The organism is Bacteroides sp. 1_1_30 (assembly GCF_020982715.1).
GTDB classification, from domain to species: Bacteria; Bacteroidota; Bacteroidia; order Bacteroidales; family Bacteroidaceae; genus Bacteroides; species Bacteroides xylanisolvens.
The window spans coordinates 1-22077 of sequence record NZ_JAJKHN010000077.1 but is presented as its reverse complement, the minus strand read 5'-3'; the positions used below and the strand labels follow the sequence as shown (position 1 = coordinate 22077).

Below are 22077 nucleotides of genomic sequence, written 5' to 3'. Positions count from 1 at the left end.
ATCTTATTCCTCTGCTTTCTTACCGAAATCCGGTCCGACCCAGTTGGCCTTTTCCGTTGCTTTACCTTGCACCCAGTCTTCATAACGGGCACGGATTTCAATCATTGTTGCTCCCGGGACTTCCGCATTCAAGGAAATTGTCAGGCGATCTTCCCTGTTGTCACGATTACCGAAGGTCGGTGCTTTTGCCCAATCGTACTCCCACACATAATAGCCTTCGGGATGAGCCAACGTCCAAAGCACATCAGAACAGCTGCGCAATGCAGCGATAAACTTATTCTTGGTCTTTTCCGGATAAAGGCTGTTAGTCGGCTGTTTCACCATATCCAGGAAGTAACGGACAAATATTCCACGGAATAAAAGATTATCTCCCGAATTTCCTTCACCACTGAATACCGGATAGTTGGAATCCATCTTCTTATTCACCTGGTAAGAGCCGAAAGCAACCGCATTACGAAGATATTCATCCTCACCGGTAGCGTTGTACAGCTCCAGGGCAGCCGCCATAAATGTTCCCTGATTATAAGACAAGGCTACTTTATCAGGATCTCCCGGTGTTCCGTCATCTTTAATACTAAAATTATCATATACCTGTCCGGTGGAAATATCACACAGATAAGCCGTCATCCAGTTGTATACCTCTTTGGCGAAGTTCAGGTAATAAGCAGCCTGCTCTTCCCAGCCATCTTTAGCCTCCTTAACGGTAAGTTGATACAATTTCATAGCCAGAAGGCAACCGGGACCATTGGAACAAGACATACGTGAAGCCGGCGCATCCGTTTTCCATGCCATTCCTCCTACCCCTTTATAGTCATTCTTCGCTCCCTTGATATGGTTCCACATCTTCATCAACGCACTGTAGTAATCCTGATCGCCAGTCAATTCATAAACCCGCAGACAAGACAGTGCCATCCATTCCATATCATCATAGAAGTTATTCCAGAAGTCTTTGCCACCATAACCGCAATGTTCATTCCAGTCATCAAAAGCCGGCAGGAAAGGTTTCATGATGTTTTCATACAAATGAGCTTGATATTCGGGATTGTTTGCGTGACGGATATAAGCATCGATCACGATGTCCAATGCATGTCCCTGCGACCATCCGCCGCTACCGCCCGTGCTTGCCGGTTCTCCGGTTTCCGGTGTATTCGGTTTTTCCCAGTAAATGCTTCCGCAAAAGGTATCCCGTCCGCTGGCATTCTCATAGAAATATTTGATATAAGTTCCCGTACTTTTGTCGGCTGCATCTGTCCAGTTCACATCCGACACATATTCACCGGATGAATTACCTTTGTAGATGTCTCCCAGATCGCCGTCGTCACAAGCTGTAAATATTGCCAGTGCACCGCTTAACAACAAAGCTCTTTTTGATAATGATACTATATAGTTCTTCATATTATTATTCAGTTTTAATCTTCATTCGTTTCCGAAGCTACCCAACGGTGGGTGTACGTTCCAAACTCTGCATTGAAATAGAGGGTTACATCGGTTTTCACCGTAGCATAATAGACATTTCCCTGCTTTTCGCCCCATTGCAGTAATTCGTCGCAGAAACGGAAACTGTAATCCCATGGATCTGTGCCCAATGCCAGTTGATATAAATTATAATAGCTGTTGTCGGTAGTCAGATTCGGTTGCCCTTTATCTTTCTCCTTATGTCCCCAACGGTAGGTTGTTCCGTTGATTTCCATCTTAAAGCTATGACGGGTTTCACCGCTTCCTGCCCAACTTTCCGTTTGTTTCCGGGCAGTATAATTCTTCACACCCCATTTGCCATATCCCAGATAGTTGAAATCCTGTCTATACCCACCCGAATGGTTATAAAGATATACAGCTCCTATTTCATCGTAACTGATCGTTTGTTCACCCATATTGATGGTAATCCGGTAGATGCCTGATTGAGGAACCGTAACTGTATAGTCTTCACCATCATTACGCTCACGTAACACTCCGTTGTCGTCTACATAATAATAGCATTTGCGACCTTCTACAGTAGACATAAATATAAATGGCTGGTCGGCTTTCAATTGAGTGAAAGTCTGATAGATTCCTTCATTCTGACGGAGCATTTGTTGTGCTTCCGCTTCATCACCATCATCTTCCGTACCCACGCCAGTGATATAAACCGGCTCGTTTTCAGAAGGCATATCATCAATGCCGTCCATCATAAAAATTACGAAATAACCTTCCAGACTACTAAGAGCCTGATCCAATCCGCAATAAGCACGCACCTTCCAACGCAGTGTGCCGTTGGTATTGCAACGGAATTTAGCCAGTTTACCTATTGTGTTTGCCTGATAATGGGTTAAAGTCAACTGCGATTCCAAACCGTTATTGTCAGAAAAGATCGTTTCTACCGGTTTGGTAAAGTCTCCCCCGATCGTATCAATCAATACTTCATAACGATATACTGTATTTCCGTGTTTCTCGGTAGGCGTCCATTTCAGAACAATATCCGTCAACGAAGCACCCGAAAGTACTACTCGCTCGCCACTAGCCATTGCATCCATTGTTCTAACAGGTTCAGGCGGAACAATCGGTTCATAATCATCCGGATCAAATCCCGGATTCAGTTTATTGTCACAAGCCGTCAGTCCGATAAGAAAAAACAGCAGGGCAAATTTGATTAGTTTTTTTGTTATCATATTGTTTCTCATATTATTATATTCCTAGTTTTAGTATGAATGAGGACATTCAATTGGTTCAAAGCGGCTCTTATCTCCATTATAAGTTGCAGGAAGTTCCGCTCCCCAGGCAGGTTTATTTTCGCTTATATTCTGCAAACAAACTTGCGCATCCAATCCGCTGCCGCCATTTCCCCAATTTTCAAAAACTGTAGTACCTCCGACACCTTTCGAGAATACCCAATATCCCATCAAGTCAGAGTGTTCTTCTGCATTAAGGATTTTGCACATATTCGCTTTAATTTCACTTTCGTCCAACGCTCTCTTCCACATCCGTGCCTGATAAACTTTGCAATATCCTACCCGATATGAATCTCCGGAACGTCCAATCAACAGTGCTTTATCATTTCCACCTACATCTGTCAGATTGAGAGATGAATTAGGGGCACAATCCTCATAAGAGTTATCTGCAGGAGTCAACGTTTCTCTCACCCCGTTTATATACATTTTATAAGCCTCTTTAGTACTTGATTTCGTTCCATCATATACAATGGCTATATGATACCATTTACCCGGAGTCTTACGTCCACCTTCCGAATCATCGCAATAAATAGTTTGCTGACTACGGAAACGGGGATCACTCTTACCATTAATTTTAGTGGCTATTTCAAAACGCGGATTCACATCCTTAGCTTCTGCACGAAGCAGGAATACACTTTCCAAACCTATAAACGATTGCATAGAACGAGTATAAGTCGGGTAGAACACAACCTCAAAAGTAAGCTGATTCATACTTTTCACCTCTGAATGTGATTCGGCATACTTTTTAATATCAATTTTAAAGCATACGTCATATTCCATACGATAACATACCGGATTCACATAAACTGGTAACGTCAATTTCTGACCTGCCGCATCAGACAGTTCCAGTGTGGTAGTCCCGAGCTTCTTTCCTGTTAGTTTTAACTTGGTAGCCCCGTCTTCCGTAATCAATTCTGCGGTTTTCAAATAGGTTTTATTATCATCTGTGAGTTGTGCCAACTTATAATCACCATTTCCTCTGGTAATAGCTATTTCTGTAGATGCCTCATAACCACCGATGATTAAAGAAGTTGCTTCATTTTCCAGTTTAAGGTTATATGGATTCACTTTCACCGAAATCTCCTCCACAGAACCTTTCTGGTCTGTCACAATCACTTTCACATCACCTCTAGCTTTGGGTTTCAAGGTAATCAGGTTCTCTTTTTCAGTAGCTTCCACAATCGTTGCATCCGTAGTAGGCTCGCCGTCTCCCACCTGATAAGTGAAACTATATCCGCCATTACCTCTCTCAATAGAGATATATTGAGATTCGGCATCCGGTTCGGCAAAAGTGGCTTCATCACTTTTCAGTGTCAGATCCACGATGTTCACTACCACAGGAATAGTGATTGTCTTACCTTTCTTATCTGTTATCGTAATATTTACCGGATCGGCTCCAGTCTCGAACTTGGCAGTCAACGGAATAACTTGTCCGGATAGTTCACCCACTTCCAAAAACTTATCAGCACCTTCCGGTATGGAAATCTGATAATCTCCGTTACCGGTCAAAATCTTCACCAGTCTCTTTTCACCGATAAAAAGGTCAAAACCTTCTTCCGGTGCATCTACCGTCAAATCCCAGAGTTTTGCTACCCGAACCAGCACTCTAGCCACTTTCTTACGTCCATCTACTATTAATATAGTGGTTTCCGTACGGTTATTTTCTTCCAACTGGCTATTTTCGGTAGCTTTAATAGTCACCTTATTACCATTGATTGTAGCCGTCGCCACGTTTTCATCAAATGGCTTCACATAATAATCGCCATTACCGGAGGTGATACTCACCGTAATTTCGTCTCCTTGTAGTAGTGTCACCGAATTATTATCGACAACCAGATCTGTTGCCGGTTTCACTTCCTGTTCTTCTTTATCATCACTGCACGAACCCATAAAAAATGGAATGGTCAATGCTGAAAGAAATAAAAAACTAAGTTTCCTTTTCATTAGATTAAAGATTAATAAATTAATACTTTTCAAGTTTATCTACTTAAAAACTTCGATGAGACAAAGATAAAATCACTAAACTCTACCAAAAGAAAATTAACTATCCTTTTTTACCTTTTGGCACGGATATTTACTATATTAACACGGATATTTACTTCTTCTTTTTCTTTAAAAATTCCCGCCACAGGCTACTGCTGAACCTCTTCCAAATGTTTCATCCGAAACTCTTTTGGCGTGCACTCATACTTTTCACGGAACACCTTAAAGAAAGTAACTTTGTTCGAGAATCCCGAATCGAATACAATTTCATCAATCGTCTTTTTAGTGGTCAGCAATAAATCTTTCGCTATGTGCAAACGACATTCCTTAATCAGATCGGTCGGGCTATCCTCTCCTATCTCTTCCATCTTCCGATAAAGACTCCGGGGACTGATTGCCAGTCGATCGGCGATATAACGCGGAGTCAAATCTTTGTTCGTTATATTATCATTGATAATCTTCAAAACCGACTGAAGGAACTTCTTCGACTCTTTATGCGTCAACTTCCCGTCCGACTTTTCAAAAGAACTGATCGGCGAACTGAAATAATTTTTCAACACCTCTTTCCGTTCTATCACCTGACAGACAGAGATACGAAGATACTCCGCACTAAACGGTTTTGTGATATACATTTCCGCACCGGCAGAAAGGGCTTCCATCTGTTGTTCCATCTCGTGTCGTCCGGAAACCACAATAATAGGAATATGCGCCGTCTCTTTCACCGATTTAATCCGCCTGGTCAGTTCAATGCCACCCATTCCCGGCATCATGACATCACAGATAATCACATTCGGATAAACCTCATTCATCACCTGATCCAGCCGTTCGGGATCTTGCAAGGTTACCACATTGAAGTCAGCCGAGAAGATTTCTCCAATAAACCATAGCATTTCGATTTCATCATCGACAACCAAAAGCGTAGGACGCATCTTATCAAACTCATACTGGGGAAGTTTCAATATCGGTTGAGTATCTATCTTGGGGATATATTCCGCCATCAGTCGTTTGGTTTCCGACACTCCGGTAGTCAGCTCCATGACCGGCAAGGTTAATGTAAACATCACCCATCCGTCAGAAGTGTTTTCCACTTTCAATGTACCATTCAGCAACTTAGCCATATTATAAGAAATAGCCAGCCCCAGGCCATTCCGTGAAAAGTTCTTTTCATCCTGATTCTCGAAATTATCCAAAATGGCATACCGATTAAAAATATACTGAAAATCCTTTTCCTTGATGGTACTTCCTTCATTTGCTACACGAAGAGCCAGCATATTTTCCCGGCTCGTATCCACTTCAATCTTGAGACTCTGTCCGTCGGGAGTATATTTAAAGGCATTAGAAATCAGATTAATAATGATCGTATTCAGGAATCCTTTGTCCGAGTTCCACATCACCTGCTCGGGTATCTTGCTCAAGAAAGTGATGTTTCTGGATTTAGCCATTTCAACAAACGTTTTGGCTATTCCTTTCACAATGGAAGACACATTCAATGATTCAACCCGCACTTCCCTGTTTCCCGTTTCAATCCGACGGAATTCGATCAACTCATGAATCAGGTTGTTGAGACGCTCCGCATTCGTCTGAATCATCTGTACGTAGTCCACGACAAATTTACTAAGTCCCTTCGATGAAAGGATCCGTCCGCAAGGACCATAAATCAAAGTCAGCGGAGTACAAAATTCATGTGCGATATTAGTAAAGAAACGAAGTTTGGACTCAAAGACATTCTTTTGATGGCGTTTCTCTATCTCGTTCAGCAATTCCTGCTTTTTACGTTTGGAGCGCAGGATAAAGGAACGTATCAGCAAGGCTGCCAGTAAAAGCAGACACAGGGCATAAATCAAATAAGCCCACCAGGAAGCATACCACGGATCACCTATACGAATCACCAGAGAATAGACATCACTCTCTTTATCAAAGACACTATTGTAATATTTCACCAGTAAGGTATATTCGCCGGGAGCCATATTCGTAAAAGAGACTCCGCTTTCCGAACCATTGTTTACCCATTGGTCACTCAATCCTTTTAGTTTATAGAAATAGGTACAGTTATTACCATTCAGATAATCCACAGAGGCAAATGAAACAGAAAAGAAATTCTGGTCATACTGCAAATTCAAGACTTCAGTTTCTTTTTTCCGGGTGAGAAATTCGCCCAGATTGTATTGTTCACCGAAGATAGACAGCTTATCAAAATAAACAGGAGGCATATAAAGCTGCTCCGGACGGCCATCCGCCCGGATAGCCACGACTCCATTAATTCCGCCAAAGAACAGAGTACCAGTCCGGGAATCCCGAAAACCGGCACCGTCACTAAACTCTACCACTTTTAAACCATCTCCAAAGCCATACGAACGAAAGACATTCCGTTTCGTATCGAAATTGATTAATCCGAGATTGGTGCTCAACCAGAAGTTGTCGGACGAGTTTCTAAGAATTGCATGAATGGTATTATTCAGGAAACCATTCTTGGCATTGAAGAGCTGATAAGAAGTTTCCGATGTGTACTTTATCAATCCGTAGCTCGTTCCGAAAAGATAGTTATTGCTGCTGTCTTTACTGATAGCGAGAATATTATTCAGGGTCATGTTTTCGTATTTGTGAGTAGACACCGGTTCCAGGCCATTCGTCGTTTCGTTATAGCGGAATACCCCATATCCTTTATTGCCAAACAACAGGTTGGCTTCATTCTCCGCATAAATAGTAAAGAAATAGTTCGATCCCAGTTCGCCGTCATTGATGATGTAACGTTGCGCATCCACAATCACCGGATTGTCCGGTGTTCCGGCAATACGAGCTTTCACCACTCCCATGCCGACACTCGCCAGCCACAGTTCGGAATCTGCTGTTTCGTAAATGTCATGGATGTATTTGAAATCTTCGTTACCGATCCGTATTGGTATACTCTTGATACGTTTTTCCCGATATGAATAATAAGTTAATCCTTCTTCGTCTCCTATCCAAAGCAAATTCCGGTGGCTCTTGGCAAAACAATAAACGGCATTACTACTCAAAGCACTATTAGAGGTAGTCAACACCTCCGCCCGACAGTCGGAGATGTTTTTATCGAATTCGTAATCATAGATTTTAAGAATTCCGTTTCCTTTGGTTCCCACCCAGAAAGTACGTTCATCATCAAGATAGATGGCACGCACGGGGCGTTCTATTTTCTCGGTATAATTGCTAAGCACCATTGATTTGATAGAATAAAGCGGGTTCGAATAAAGATAAACACCCTGCCCGTCGGTACCAATCCAAACAACATCCTGAAAACGGTCTTTCTTGAGACAGAATACACCGCTGTTGATAGGTAACGACTGAATTTGATAATGATTCGTCTCCTTCTGTTTCTCCAACAGCAGAATACCATCCATCAAAAAGCCCACAAAATAGCTGTTATGATAATGAACGATGGACGAAATTTTGCCACGTTCCTGTATTTCCTTACCCAGATTGGCAATAAACTCATTCTTCTGGGTCGGAATATGGAAAGCATAGAAATTAAATTCCTTGTCTATGTAATAAAGAGATTGCTCGTCATTGAAACAATAAATCAAGGAAGTCTGATAAATCAGGTTCGTTTTCTGGGGTAACAGGGTGATATCTCCCGATGCGGCTTCCTGCTGTATATCATAACAGCGGTTATATCCTTTCATGACTACCCACATCCGGTTGTTACCGTCGATAAAGAAGTTTACGATATCGGAAATCGGGATTCCCGTGATATTGATTTTCTTGAAGACTCCTTCTTTTTTATGATAATAATAAATGCAGTTACTATCCTGGATAATGAACAGATTACCATGACTATCCTTATTCATAAAGAAGAGTTTCTGAAATTCATTATAGTGAGTGATTGTATTGGTTTTCCGGTTCAAACGGTTCAGCCCATAGTAGGTTTGAATCCAGTAAATATCTTCGCCCGTATACACAATATTGTCAATCAGATTACCAGATAAGTAATCCTCCTTGTCACGAGTCTTAAATTCCTCAATCTCCTGTCCATCATAAATATTCAGCCCGTCGCAGGTCCCGATCCACATCAATCCACGCTCATCCTGGCACAGAGATGTAATCGAACTATTAGACATATACTCTTTATCTGCAACTTGCTTCAAATTATAAGCATAAGCGTTATGTATCAACAGATTAAGAAAAAAGAATAGAATAAAAACCAACTGTTTTCCCATAGTGTATTATTCTTAGATTTGCTATATGACAAAGGTAAACAAAAAAACATTCCGAGCTTTTTTTTGGCCGGAATATAAGTAAAGCTCCGTGCCAGAGTAGTTAATTTCAGCGACAAGAAACGATTTAGCCCCTCTATTACTAGAAGCACATTCCTTTTCTCCCTATTTTCGTCGTAGAAATTATTTTCAAATCTATAAATTCATTTGTTCATGAAAACACATTTTTCATTTAAACACTTGCTATTTCTTGGAGGTGCCGTGTTGTACAGCCTGCAATCTTCTGCCGTTAAGAATCCGGTAGACTATGTCAGCACACTGGTAGGCACTCAGTCCAAGTTTGAACTGTCTACCGGAAACACGTATCCGGCTACGGCATTGCCGTGGGGAATGAATTTCTGGACACCGCAGACCGGTAAAATGGGAGACGGTTGGGCGTACACGTATGATGCCGACAAAATCCGGGGATTCAAACAAACACATCAGCCCAGTCCCTGGATGAACGACTACGGGCAGTTTGCCATCATGCCTATCACCGGCGGACTGGTATTCGATCAAGACCGACGTGCCAGTTGGTTCTCTCACAAAGCGGAAGTTGCCAAACCTTATTATTATAAGGTATACCTTGCCGACCATGATGTAACAACCGAGCTTGCTCCTACGGAGCGTGCCGTCATGTTCCGTTTCACGTATCCGGAGACAAAGAATGCCTACGTGATTGTAGACGCTTTCGACAAAGGTTCTTATGTGAAAGTGATTCCGGAAGAAAACAAGATTATCGGCTATTCAACCAAGAATAGCGGCGGTGTGCCGGAAAACTTCAAAAACTATTTCGTGATTCAATTCGACAAACCGTTCACATTCGTTTCCACAGTTTTCGAAAACAACATTCTTCCGAATGAAACAGAAGCAAAAGGAAACCACACAGGGGCCGTGATCGGATTCGCCACGAAAAAGGGAGAAATCGTACACGCACGTGTTGCTTCCTCCTTTATCAGCCCCGAACAGGCGGAGTTGAATCTCAAAGAGCTTGGCAAAAACAGTTTCGACCAACTGGTAGCGAACGGAAGAGAGATTTGGAACCGTGAAATGAGTAAAATAGAGATAGAAGACGATAATATCGATAATTTACGTACCTTCTATTCTTGTCTATACCGTTCCATGCTTTTTCCACGCAGTTTCTACGAGATAGATGCTAAGGGACAAGTCATGCATTACAGCCCCTACAACGGCGAAGTGCGTCCCGGTTATATGTTTACCGACACCGGATTCTGGGACACGTTCCGCTGCCTGTTCCCTTTCCTCAACCTGATGTATCCGTCAATGAATCAAAAGATGCAGGAGGGACTAGTAAATACTTACAAGGAAAGCGGTTTCCTGCCGGAATGGGCCAGCCCGGGACATCGGGATTGTATGGTAGGCAACAACTCGGCTTCCGTAGTGGCCGACGCTTACATCAAAGGATTGCGAGGATATGATATCGAAACTCTTTGGGAAGCATTGAAACATGGAGCAAATGCACATCTTCGCGGGACTGCTTCAGGTCGTCTCGGTTACGAATCTTACAACCAACTGGGATATGTTGCCAACAATATCGGCATAGGACAAAACGTTGCACGTACATTGGAGTATGCTTACAACGACTGGGCAATTTATACATTAGGCAAGAAACTCGGTAAACCGGAGAGCGAAATCGACATTTATAAGAAACACGCGCTGAACTACAAAAATGTCTATCATCCGGAACGCAAACTGATGGTTGGCAAAGATAACAAAGGCGTATTCAATCCGAATTTCGATGCAGTGGATTGGAGTGGTGAATTTTGCGAAGGGAATAGCTGGCACTGGAGCTTCTGCGTATTCCACGACCCGCAAGGACTTATCAACCTGATGGGAGGCAAGAAAGAATTCAACGCGATGATGGATTCCGTCTTTGTCATCCCGGGTAAACTGGGAATGGAAAGCCGCGGCATGATTCACGAAATGCGTGAAATGCAAGTAATGAACATGGGGCAATATGCACACGGCAACCAGCCTATTCAGCACATGGTATATCTCTACAACTATTCAAGCGAGCCCTGGAAAGCTCAATACTGGATACGTGAGATTATGAACAAACTATATACCGCCGGTCCCGACGGTTATTGCGGTGACGAAGACAACGGACAGACTTCCGCCTGGTATGTATTCTCCGCACTCGGTTTCTATCCGGTTTGCCCGGGAACGGATGAATATATCATAGGAACCCCGCTTTTCAAATCAGCGAAGTTACATCTGGAGAACGGAAAGACCATCACAATCAAGGCAGATAACAACCAGCTTGACAACCGCTACATCAAGGAAATGAAAGTAAACGGGAAATCACAAACCCGCAATTTCCTTACACATGACCAGCTGATTAAAGGTGCTAATATTCAATTTCAAATGAGCCCCGTGCCCAATAAACAACGGGGAACCACAGAAAAAGATGTACCTTACTCTCTTTCGTTTGAATAAAATATTGTACTTTTGGAGATCAATGAATTATCTACCAAACAAACTATAAAAACATGAAACTGAAAAACCTTTTACTAATTGCCCTTGTTGCGATCGTCTTTTGCGGTTGTCAAAGTAACTATCAGCCTACTTCTATCACCGTTGCCTCCTACAATTTGAGAAACGCCAACGGTGGCGATTCAATCAACGGAAACGGTTGGGGACAACGTTACCCGGTCATTGCCCAAATAGTGCAATACCACGATTTCGATATTTTCGGCACGCAGGAGTGCTTTATTCATCAACTGAAAGATATGAAAGAAGCATTACCCGGTTATGATTATATCGGTGTAGGTCGCGACGACGGCAAAGAGAAAGGTGAACATTCTGCTATTTTCTATCGCACAGACAAGTTTGACGTGATAGAGAAAGGTGATTTTTGGTTGTCGGAAACTCCCGACGTGCCGAGCAAAGGATGGGATGCCGTGTTGCCGCGTATTTGCAGTTGGGGACACTTCAAATGCAAAGATACCGGCTTCGAATTCCTTTTCTTCAACCTGCACATGGACCATATCGGCAAGAAGGCACGCGTGGAAAGTGCGTTCCTCGTACAGGACAAGATGAAAGAACTTGGCAAAGGCAAAGAGCTTCCAGCCATCCTGACGGGAGACTTCAATGTCGACCAGACCCACCAGTCTTATGATGCTTTTGTGAGCAAAGGGGTGTTGTGCGACTCTTACGAGAAGGCCGGCTTCCGCTATGCTATCAACGGCACGTTCAACGACTTCGACCCGAACAGCTTTACGGAAAGCCGTATCGACCATGTATTCGTTTCTCCGTCTTTCCATGTGAAAAAATATGGTGTGCTGACGGATACTTACCGCAGCATCGTAGGCAAGGGAGAAAAGAAGCAGGCGAACGATTGCCCGGAAGAAATCGACATCAAGACTTATCAGGCGCGCACTCCTTCAGACCATTTCCCCGTAAAGGTGGAACTGGAGTTCGACCAGCGTCAGCAGAAATAATCTTTGTATCTAGTTATAACCTGAAAGTTTCACCACACAACCCGATATTCCTATGAGAAATATATGTTTTGTAGCCTGTATGTTATTTTGCCTTACTTCCGCAGTGGGAAAGACACCGGGAAATACCCGTTATCTTTCTATTGCCGACTCGATTCTATCTAATGTATTGAATCTCTATCAGACGAATGACGGACTACTAACAGAAACGTATCCTGTCAATCCCGACCAAAAAATTACTTATCTGGCGGGCGGAACGCAGCAGAACGGAACGCTGAAGGCTTCTTTTCTATGGCCGTATTCCGGGATGATGTCGGGTTGTGTGGCTTTATACAAAGCGACCGGAAACAAGAAGTACAAAAAGATTCTCGAGAAAAGAATTCTACCGGGAATGGAGCAGTATTGGGATAACAGTCGCTTGCCGGCCTGTTATCAGTCATACCCCACCAAGTACGGGCAGCACGGACGTTATTATGACGATAACATCTGGATTGCACTGGACTATTGCGATTATTACCAACTGACTCACAAGCCTGCATCTTTGGAAAAAGCCGTTGCATTGTATCAATATATCTACAGTGGATGGAGCGATGAGATAGGCGGTGGCATCTTTTGGTGTGAACAGCAGAAGGAAGCGAAGCATACTTGTTCCAATGCACCGTCTACTGTGCTCGGTGTCAAGTTGTACCGGCTGACGAAGGATGCCAAATACCTCGAAAAAGCAAAAGAGACGTATGCCTGGACGAAAAAGCATCTGTGCGACCCTACCGACCATCTTTACTGGGATAACATCAACCTGAAAGGGAAAGTTTCCAAAGAGAAGTACGCCTACAACAGTGGACAGATGATTCAGGCGGGTGTATTGCTCTATGAGGAAACGGGAGATGAACAGTATTTGCGCGATGCACAGCAGACAGCCGCAGGAACTGATGCTTTTTTCCGCACAAAAGCCGACAAGAAAGACCCGACTGTCAAAGTGCATAAAGACATGGCCTGGTTTAACGTGATCTTATTCAGAGGACTGAAAGCTCTGTATAAGATTGACAAGAATCCGGCGTATGTCAATGCGATGGTGGAAAATGCGCTTCACGCCTGGGAAAACTACCGGGATGAAAACGGATTATTAGGCAGGGATTGGTCGGGACATAACAAGGAGCAGTATAAATGGCTGCTCGACAATGCCTGTCTTATTGAATTCTTTGCAGAGATTTAACACTTCTTCTCCGCAACACTTTCATAATCAATACTAATCAACAAAAAAAGACTATTACCATGAATATAACTAAAGCCTTTTGTTTGTCCATAGCACTCTTGGGCGCTAGCAATATGCAGGCTATAACGAACAGTGATTTTGTCATCCAACAAGATAATACCAAAATCAACAACTATCAGACGAACCGTCCGGAAACATCGAAACGTCTGTTTGTCTCACAAGCTGTGGAACAACAGATTGCGCATATCAAGCAACTGCTGACGAATGCCCGCTTAGCATGGATGTTCGAAAACTGTTTCCCGAACACACTGGATACTACTGTTCATTTTGACGGTAAAGACGATACGTTTGTTTATACAGGTGACATCCACGCCATGTGGTTGCGCGATTCGGGTGCACAAGTATGGCCTTACGTGCAACTCGCCAACAAAGACGCGGAACTGAAAAAGATGCTGGCCGGCGTTATCAAACGTCAGTTCAAGTGTATCAATATCGACCCGTATGCCAATGCTTTCAACATGAATTCCGAAGGCGGCGAATGGATGAGCGACCTTACGGACATGAAGCCCGAACTGCACGAACGCAAATGGGAAATCGACTCGCTCTGCTATCCTATCCGTCTTGCTTATCATTACTGGAAGACGACGGGAGATGCCAGTATATTCTCCGACGAATGGCTTACAGCCATCGCGAAGGTTCTGAAAACGTTTAAGGAACAGCAACGAAAAGAAGATCCGAAAGGTCCTTATCGTTTCCAACGTAAAACGGAACGTGCACTCGATACGATGACCAACGACGGCTGGGGTAATCCTGTAAAGCCGGTCGGACTGATTGCTTCTGCTTTCCGTCCTTCGGATGATGCTACAACTTTCCAGTTCCTCGTTCCGTCCAACTTCTTTGCTGTAACTTCATTGCGCAAAGCTGCCGAAATTCTGAATACGGTCAACAAGAAACCTGATTTAGCTAAAGAATGTACTACACTGTCTAACGAAGTGGAAGCAGCCCTGAAACAGTATGCGGTTTACAATCATCCGAAATATGGCAAAATCTATGCTTTCGAAGTGGACGGTTTCGGCAATCAACTGTTAATGGATGATGCCAATGTGCCGAGTCTCATTGCCCTGCCTTATCTTGGGGATGTGAAAGTGAACGATCCTATTTATCAGAATACCCGTAAGTTTGTATGGAGCGAAGATAATCCTTACTTCTTCAAAGGTACTGCCGGTGAAGGAATTGGCGGTCCGCACATCGGATATGATATGATTTGGCCCATGAGTATTATGATGAAAGCATTCACCAGTCAAAACGACGCAGAAATCAAGACCTGCATCAAAATGCTGATGGATACGGATGCCGGAACAGGGTTCATGCATGAATCTTTCCACAAGAACGACCCGAAAAACTTTACTCGTTCCTGGTTTGCATGGCAAAATACGCTGTTCGGAGAACTAATCCTAAAACTCGTGAATGAAGGAAAGGTAGACTTGCTGAATAGTATCCAATAGTCTTCTATTATGTTTTTATTGTATTCCCGCTTATGAGATAACTGTTTCTAACCTTGAAGCTTACGCATCCAAAGTAGTTTCAAGGTTGAAGAACTTTAGTTTCAGGCCTTTGAAACCACAGTTTCATCGGTGAGAAACTCTAGTTTCTCACCGATGAAACTAAAGTTTCCCGCTGACGAAACAAAAGTTTCAAGCAATAGAACTTTTAGTTTCAAGTACTGAAACTCTCTCTTCTGTAATAGTCTGATAATCCTTGAATACCGCTCCGGATAGAGAAATAAGTACCCACATAGCAGAGAAACAATAAAATCCTTGCTTTCAACAAGGTGACAGCAAAGTTGTCGTCACCTTGCCGTCACATCATGCTGTCACACTGCAGTATATTTATAATCAATCATTTATGCCCAATCAGATGACAGATGACAGCATTTTATTTATTTTCCAATTTATATGTAGAGAGTATATGACTCCTAAAAAATAAATGACCCATATAATATGAACAATATGAAATCAACTTTTTTATTCCTACTTACTACAACCATGATGACCTGTACTGCCTACGGACAGTCTTCCAATCATAAAGAGAACAAATTACCCGATTGGGCTTTCGGTGGTTTCGAACGTCCAAAGAATGTCAATCCGGTAATATCTCCTATAGAAAACACCAAGTTTTACTGTCCATTGACCAAAGATTCTATTGCGTGGGAATCGAACGATACATTCAATCCGGCTGCTACACTCTACAATGGTGAGATTGTCGTGTTATACCGTGCAGAGGATAAATCAGGTGTCGGTATCGGACACCGGACTTCCCGCCTCGGTTATGCCACTTCTACCGACGGCACACATTTCCAACGGGAAAAGACTCCTGTATTCTATCCGGATAATGATTCACAAAAAGAGTTGGAATGGCCCGGCGGCTGCGAAGACCCACGAATTGCCGTAACCGATGACGGATTATATGTAATGATGTACACCCAATGGAATCGCCATGTACCTCGCCTGGCAGTAGCGACCTCCCGCAACCTAAAAGACTGGACAAAACACGGTCCTGCTTTTGCCAAAGCATTTGATGGAAAGTTCTTCAACCTGGGTTGTAAGTCCGGCTCTATCCTGACCGAAGTTGTTAAAGGGAAACAGGTTATCAAGAAAATCAACGGGAAATACTTTATGTACTGGGGAGAGGAGCATGTATTCGCAGCTACTTCCGATGACTTAATCCACTGGACACCGATTGTCAACATTGACGGCTCCCTAAAAAAGCTGTTTTCTCCCCGTGACGGCTACTTCGACAGCCATCTCACCGAATGTGGGCCTCCAGCTATCTACACTCCGAAAGGAATTGTCCTTCTTTATAATGGTAAGAACCATTCAGGAAGAGGTGACAAACGCTATACCGCCAATGTCTATGCTGCCGGACAAGCACTCTTCGACGCCAATGATCCTACCCGCTTTATCACCCGTCTCGATGAACCGTTCTTCCGTCCGATGGATAGCTTTGAAAAGAGTGGGCAATATGTGGATGGAACCGTATTTATAGAAGGAATGGTCTACTTCAAAAACAAATGGTATTTGTATTATGGTTGTGCTGACTCCAAAGTAGGAGTAGCCGTTTATGATCCGAAACGACCGGCAAAAGCTGATCCGCTTCCATAGTTATAAAAATAGTCTTGATTACATTCTTTTTTAAAGGAAAGATGTAATCAGGACTAACTTATTTCTTAAAACTATATTCCCCAAAACGGCTGAAAACAGTAAGTTCTTGTTAAGGATTTGCTTTTCAGCCGTTTCTAGTATAAAATAAAGCTTTCCGAAGCAGAATTAAATGCTACAATCGGAAAGCCTTATAATACCTATTGAAAACTGAATTGAATATTGAGAACCAGCTTTATTCTTTCATTGTCGGAGGCTTCTTCCTCCTTTCAACAATTAGCTGTCTTTTATAAGTAAGCCATCTTTATCCATTTATCTTATTCAAAACAACCGGTCTGTTTGCCGGAGCCTTACCAAAATTCTTATTAGGCTTTTTCCCCATTACAAACTTCAATGTGCTGCCATTTATTATACCCTGATAAGTGATATAACTCTTATCATAAGGCTTGCCATTCAAATACACTTTCTGGATATAGATATTTTCTTTGCTGTTATTGGGTGCTTCTACAGTAAAAGTGTTACCACCACGTACCTTCACTTCTACTTTCTTAAAACAAGGGCTACCGAAAACAAATACACCATCCGACGGGTTCACCTGATAGAGTCCCATAGATGAAAGAAGATACCAGGCAGACATTTGGCCACAATCCTCATTACCGATGATACCGTCCGGCTGGTCTGTGTAAAAATCGCTCATGATAAAACGAACCTTTTCCGCCGTTTTCCATTGTTCACCGGCATACGCGTAAAGATAAGCAACATGATGGCTCGGTTCATTTCCATGTGCATATTGTCCGATCAATCCGGTTATGTCGCTCGATGCTTCTTCCCCCATACTGTCGGTATTGGTAAAGAAACCATCAAGCTTCGTTGTAAAAGGTTTGTCACCTCCAAACAAGGCAATCAGCCCATAGGGGTCTTGTGGAGCAAAGAAAGTATATTGCCATCCGTTTCCTTCACAGAAATCTCCAACAGTATGGATGGAACGTGCCGGATCGTAAGGAGTACGCCAAGAGCCGTCTTCCAGTTTCGGACGAATGAAATGGATAGAAGAATCAAAATAGTTCTTGTAATAATGAGCACGTTTTGAGAATGTTTCAGCATCTTCTGTCTTTCCCATCTTACGTGCCATAGCGGCAATTCCCCAGTCGTCCACTGCATACTCCATGGCTATGGAAGTAGCTTCATGAACTTTGTCGGCAGGGATATAGCCTTTTTTGACTACATAAGGTACTCCTTTCTGCTTTTCATAAGTAGCTGTAGCTATCATTGCTTGCAATGCTTCTTCCGCATCGAACCCGGTAAATCCTTTCAGATATGCATCGGCAATCACCGGCACGGAGCTATACCCCGGCATCTGATCGGTCTCTCCACTCATCAAAGGCCAGATAGGGAGTTTGTCCTGCTGACGATAGATGGAAATCATCGAATTGACTACATGGTCAACCATTTCAGGTTGAGTAATAGTCATCAAAGGATTTAATGCACGGTAGGTATCCCATAAAGAAAGAGTCGTATAGTTGACTTTCTTCGGGTCTGTGTAAATCATGTCATTCATCCCTCTATACTCTCCATTCACATCGCAAAAAAGCGTAGGGGCAATCATAGTATGATAATGGGCGGTATAGAATACACGTTTGGAAGCCTCATCATCAGTCTCTACTGTCATCTTCTCCAGTTGCTTATTCCATCGGTCGGCACTCATATCCACCACCTTATCAAAATCCCAGTGAGTAAGTTCGGATTGCAGGTTCATCGCTGCGTTGTCACAGCTGACAGAAGAAAGGGCGACTTTTATCTTCACTTCCTTCACGTTACCAAAAGTAAGGACACTCTTCACCGATGCCACTTTCAGTTGGTCCCAAGGTTGCGGAGCATTATCGTCATAGGCAGTAAACTGCTCTATCTTCTTATCACTTTTCAACACAAAATAAACTTTGCGGGAAGGACTCCAGCCTCTCACATAACGATAACCCTCTACTGTATAATCATCTACCTTACGGATATAGCTGTCGTAAGCATTCGATCCGTTTCCTTCACGTAAGTCGATTAATATGGAAGCCGGTTTTCCTTCAGGATAAGTATAACGATGGAAGCCTACACGATCTGTAGCTGTCAACTCGGCTTTGATATTGTAACGGTCGAGAAGCAAAGAGTAATATTCGGGACGGGCGATTTCATTCGCATGAGAATATCTGGAAGCATACCCATCACGTATATCATCCTGATTGCCTCTGGGAGTACGGATCTCATTCAATGGCATGATGAGAATATCACATAAGTCAGTACAGCCCGTACCGCTCAAATGGGTATGTGAAAAGCCAATTAAAATACTATCGGAATAATGATAACCCGAGCACCAGTCCCAACCTTTATGGATATTGGTAGGACCCAGCTGTACCATTCCATACGGAACACTCGTCCCAACAAAGACGTGTCCATGATAACCGGATCCGATATACGGATCGACGTACTGCAATAATCCTTCACTTTTTGAATAGTTCTGTTGCGCTACTCCATTTCCCGCTGCAAGCAAGACACAAGAAGTAAGTGCAAGTAGTTTAAATGCCTTCATTCGTATTTTTCTTTGGTATGATTGAAAATTATAGTTAGCGAATGATGCAAATATACTACCTATTTAGGAATTAACTAACTGTCGCTAGAGTTTACAAGAAAAATGGCAGGCAGGTTTACTCTTTTGGCAAGTTCCAACCACAGATTTACACGGTTTTCCACAGAAAAACTGCGTACCGTCTACTAAATAACATAATAAATGAATCTGTGGAAATCCGTGTTAATCTATGGCGAATCCTTTCCATAAATTCCCTTCGGGAAGAGGAGCTTCAAGCTCTATCAGTTCTTTTGAGACAGGATGTATGAACCGTACTCTCCGGGCATGCAGACAAATGCTCCCATCCGGATTGGAGCGTGGAGAGCCATATTTCAAATCTCCCTTGATAGGGCATCCCATTTTTGCCAGCTGACAACGAATCTGATGATGACGTCCGGTTTTTAAATCGACTTCGAGCAAATAGTAATTCTCCGAATGACCGATCAACCGGTAATGCAAGATCGCTTTCTTGCTGTTCGGCACTTCTTTGTCGTATGCATAACTTTTGTTCTGCTTTTCATTACGTACAAGAAAATGTACCAGTTCACCTTCCGGTTCTTGCGGAGCATTTTTCACAACCGCCCAATAAGTCTTTTTCACCTCACTAGTGCGAAACATTTCGTTGAGCCTTGTTAATGCCTTACTCGTTTTGGCAAAAATAACAAGACCGCTTACGGGGCGGTCCAGCCGGTGTGTCACACCGAGGAAAACATTTCCGGGTTTCTGATACTTCTCTTTCAGATACTGTTTCACAGTCTCCGAAAGCGGCGTATCCCCCGTCTTGTCTGCCTGGACAATCTCGGAAGCGGTCTTGTTGACTACAATGATATGGTTGTCTTCGTATACAACAGTCATTCTGTTCGATTACATATTCATACCACCATCTACCTGAATCACCTGACCTGATACATAAGAAGACATATCAGAAGCCAGGAAGGTAGCGATGTTTGCCACATCTTCAGGAGTACCACCACGACGCAAAGGAATTTTCTTTGCCCATTCAGCTCTTACTTCGTCAGAAAGAGCAGCTGTCATGTCTGTCAGGATGAATCCCGGAGCGATAGCGTTGGCACGGATGCCGCGAGAGCCCAACTCTTGTGCGATAGACTTAGCCAATGCAATCATACCTGCTTTGGAAGCAGCATAGTTAGCCTGTCCTGCATTTCCGTGAACACCTACAACAGAGGCCATATTGATAATGCTACCAGCTTTTTGACGCATCATGATAGGTGTACAAGCATGGATGAAGTTAAATGCAGACTTCAGGTTCACGTTGATTACCATATCCCATTGCTGTTCGCTCATGCGCATCATCAAACCGTCACGAGTGATACCGGCATTGTTTACCAATATATCGATCCGTCCGAAGTCCTTGTGGATTTCTTCAACGACCTTTGCAGTATCTTCAAAGTTAGCCGCGTTAGAAGCGTAACCTTTGGCTTTCACGCCCATTGCTTCCAATTCTTTAGCTGTATTTTCTGCATTTTCGTCAATGACAAGGTCAGTAAATGCGATGTTTGCGCCTTCGGCAGCAAACTTAAGAGCGATAGCCTTACCAATACCGCGAGCAGCACCGGTTACAATGGCTGTTTTTCCGTCTAATAATCCCATACTAAAAGTTATTTAATTAAATTTCTGTTCTATGCAGTGCGCCAAACACAATGTTGGACACATATCTATTTCTTGTATCTTCATCCAGATGTGCACCTATATGGCCTCGAATATAAGGAACTTCAATTCCTTTCACACAATAATGTATCAAGTCGGCAGTCATCTCCACATCGTCAATATGGAAAACTCCTTTTGCCTGTCCTTCCAGAAGAACAGCTTTAAAGAGCTGGACTTCCTTTGCATCAAACTTCTTGCGAACTTTTTCCACCCGCCATATATCACGGAAGAAATAAGCACGCAGTGTTCCGTTTCGATAGACGACCTCTTTTACTGCGTCCAACCGGGTATATATCATCTCCAACAATTTCTCGTCCGGTGAGATATTTTTCTCGGCCACCCGCTTCATCATATCCGACAGAATATCCAATTCCGATTCCACAACAGCCAAATAAATTTCATCCTTACTTTTAAAATAAGTATAGAGCGTTCGTCTACCTTTTTTAGAAGCAAGAGCGATATCATTCATAGTTGTGTTTTCTACTCCCATCTTCGCAAAAAGCTGACGGGCTACATCTACTAATTTGGCTTTTGTCTTGGATACGGTCATAGGTTACAAATTGCACATTGCTGAATATTTTGAGCAAAAGTAATTCTTTTCTTTAGACCATACAAGAAAATAGAGAGAATATTAACATTTGTATATTAATAGGTGCTAAGAAAAAGTTTCATCATTATTTCATTCATTCTCAACTAAATAAGAAAAAAATGATGATTTACTCGAAAAATATTCAGCAAATTATTTGTTTGTTTCAAAAAAAGCCGTACCTTTGCACCCGTTAAACATCGCGGAGTGGAGCAGTTGGTAGCTCGTTGGGCTCATAACCCAAAGGTCATTCGTTCGAGTCGGATCTCCGCAACTAAAGATAAGAAGAATCGCAGAAATGCGGTTCTTCTTTTTTATGACGACTCTTCTTTACTGGTTTTATTCACAACGGCTCAGTCTGAAACCTTGGGGGATTGCGTTAAAATTCTTATTTTTGCATCATGAAAACATCCTCTTCCCAAACGATTGATCCTGTTGCTTCTTTAAGCTTGTTCTTGCCTTCAGGAAT

13 protein-coding genes and 1 tRNA gene are annotated in these 22077 nt (G+C 42.9%); 6 read left to right on the top strand and 8 right to left on the bottom strand.

Features of this window, described 5'->3' with window-relative positions; all coding sequences use genetic code 11:
* Window positions 1-3: 3 nt before the first annotated feature.
* The 4 genes from LPH68_RS19870 to LPH68_RS19855 form a co-directional block, all read right to left on the bottom strand.
* Complete coding sequence (locus LPH68_RS19870; protein ID WP_230297099.1) at window positions 4-1395, bottom strand: glycoside hydrolase family 76 protein; 1392 nt, start codon at window positions 1393-1395, stop codon at window positions 4-6.
* A gap of 14 nt (window positions 1396-1409) precedes the next feature.
* A complete protein-coding gene (locus LPH68_RS19865; RefSeq protein ID WP_004299915.1) occupies window positions 1410-2657 on the bottom strand; it encodes a SusE domain-containing protein in 1248 nt (415 codons plus the stop codon).
* An 18-nt stretch (window positions 2658-2675) separates the two neighbouring features.
* Complete coding sequence (locus LPH68_RS19860; protein WP_004304946.1) at window positions 2676-4649, bottom strand: LamG-like jellyroll fold domain-containing protein; 1974 nt, start codon at window positions 4647-4649, stop codon at window positions 2676-2678.
* A 188-nt stretch (window positions 4650-4837) separates the two neighbouring features.
* Window positions 4838-8878, bottom strand: coding sequence for a response regulator (locus tag LPH68_RS19855; protein WP_230297098.1), 4041 nt, complete (start codon window positions 8876-8878; stop codon window positions 4838-4840).
* 210 nt (window positions 8879-9088) lie between these two features.
* Between LPH68_RS19855 and LPH68_RS19850 the strand changes: the two genes are divergently transcribed.
* The 5 genes from LPH68_RS19850 (at window position 9089) to LPH68_RS19830 (ending at window position 16746) form a co-directional block, all read left to right on the top strand.
* Complete coding sequence (locus LPH68_RS19850; RefSeq protein WP_004299912.1) at window positions 9089-11371, top strand: GH92 family glycosyl hydrolase; 2283 nt, start codon at window positions 9089-9091, stop codon at window positions 11369-11371.
* A gap of 53 nt (window positions 11372-11424) precedes the next feature.
* Window positions 11425-12375 carry an endonuclease/exonuclease/phosphatase family protein gene (locus LPH68_RS19845; protein ID WP_151923644.1) on the top strand — a complete coding sequence of 317 codons (951 nt, stop codon included), beginning with the start codon at window positions 11425-11427 and terminating at the stop codon, window positions 12373-12375.
* A 52-nt stretch (window positions 12376-12427) separates the two neighbouring features.
* Window positions 12428-13585 carry a glycoside hydrolase family 76 protein gene (locus LPH68_RS19840; protein ID WP_011108409.1) on the top strand — a complete coding sequence of 386 codons (1158 nt, stop codon included), beginning with the start codon at window positions 12428-12430 and terminating at the stop codon, window positions 13583-13585.
* Between the two features lie 59 nt (window positions 13586-13644).
* The gene (locus tag LPH68_RS19835) at window positions 13645-15090 is read left to right on the top strand and encodes a glycoside hydrolase family 125 protein (RefSeq protein ID WP_115483807.1); all 1446 of its coding nucleotides are present in this window, start codon (window positions 13645-13647) and stop codon (window positions 15088-15090) included.
* 495 nt (window positions 15091-15585) lie between these two features.
* Window positions 15586-16746: a glycoside hydrolase family 130 protein gene (locus tag LPH68_RS19830; protein WP_008997875.1), complete on the top strand. Its 1161-nt coding sequence runs from the start codon at window positions 15586-15588 to the stop codon at window positions 16744-16746.
* A 301-nt stretch (window positions 16747-17047) separates the two neighbouring features.
* On the opposite strand, the gene LPH68_RS19825 is transcribed toward LPH68_RS19830, so the two are convergent.
* The 4 genes from LPH68_RS19825 to LPH68_RS19810 form a co-directional block, all read right to left on the bottom strand.
* Window positions 17048-19318 carry a GH92 family glycosyl hydrolase gene (locus LPH68_RS19825; RefSeq protein ID WP_151923645.1) on the bottom strand — a complete coding sequence of 757 codons (2271 nt, stop codon included), beginning with the start codon at window positions 19316-19318 and terminating at the stop codon, window positions 17048-17050.
* Window positions 19319-19537: 219 nt separating this feature from the next.
* Entirely contained in the window at window positions 19538-20209 is a 672-nt protein-coding gene (locus LPH68_RS19820; protein ID WP_004299905.1) for an RluA family pseudouridine synthase, read from the bottom strand.
* Window positions 20210-20218: 9 nt separating this feature from the next.
* Window positions 20219-20965, bottom strand: a complete 747-nt coding sequence (gene fabG / locus LPH68_RS19815; RefSeq protein ID WP_004299904.1) for a 3-oxoacyl-[acyl-carrier-protein] reductase — start codon at window positions 20963-20965, stop codon at window positions 20219-20221.
* 16 nt (window positions 20966-20981) lie between these two features.
* Window positions 20982-21572, bottom strand: coding sequence for a TetR/AcrR family transcriptional regulator (locus LPH68_RS19810; protein ID WP_004299903.1), 591 nt, complete (start codon window positions 21570-21572; stop codon window positions 20982-20984).
* A 237-nt stretch (window positions 21573-21809) separates the two neighbouring features.
* On the opposite strand from LPH68_RS19810, the gene LPH68_RS19805 reads away from it, so the two are divergent.
* A tRNA-Met gene (locus LPH68_RS19805) sits at window positions 21810-21882 on the top strand.
* Window positions 21883-22077 lie beyond the last annotated feature (195 nt).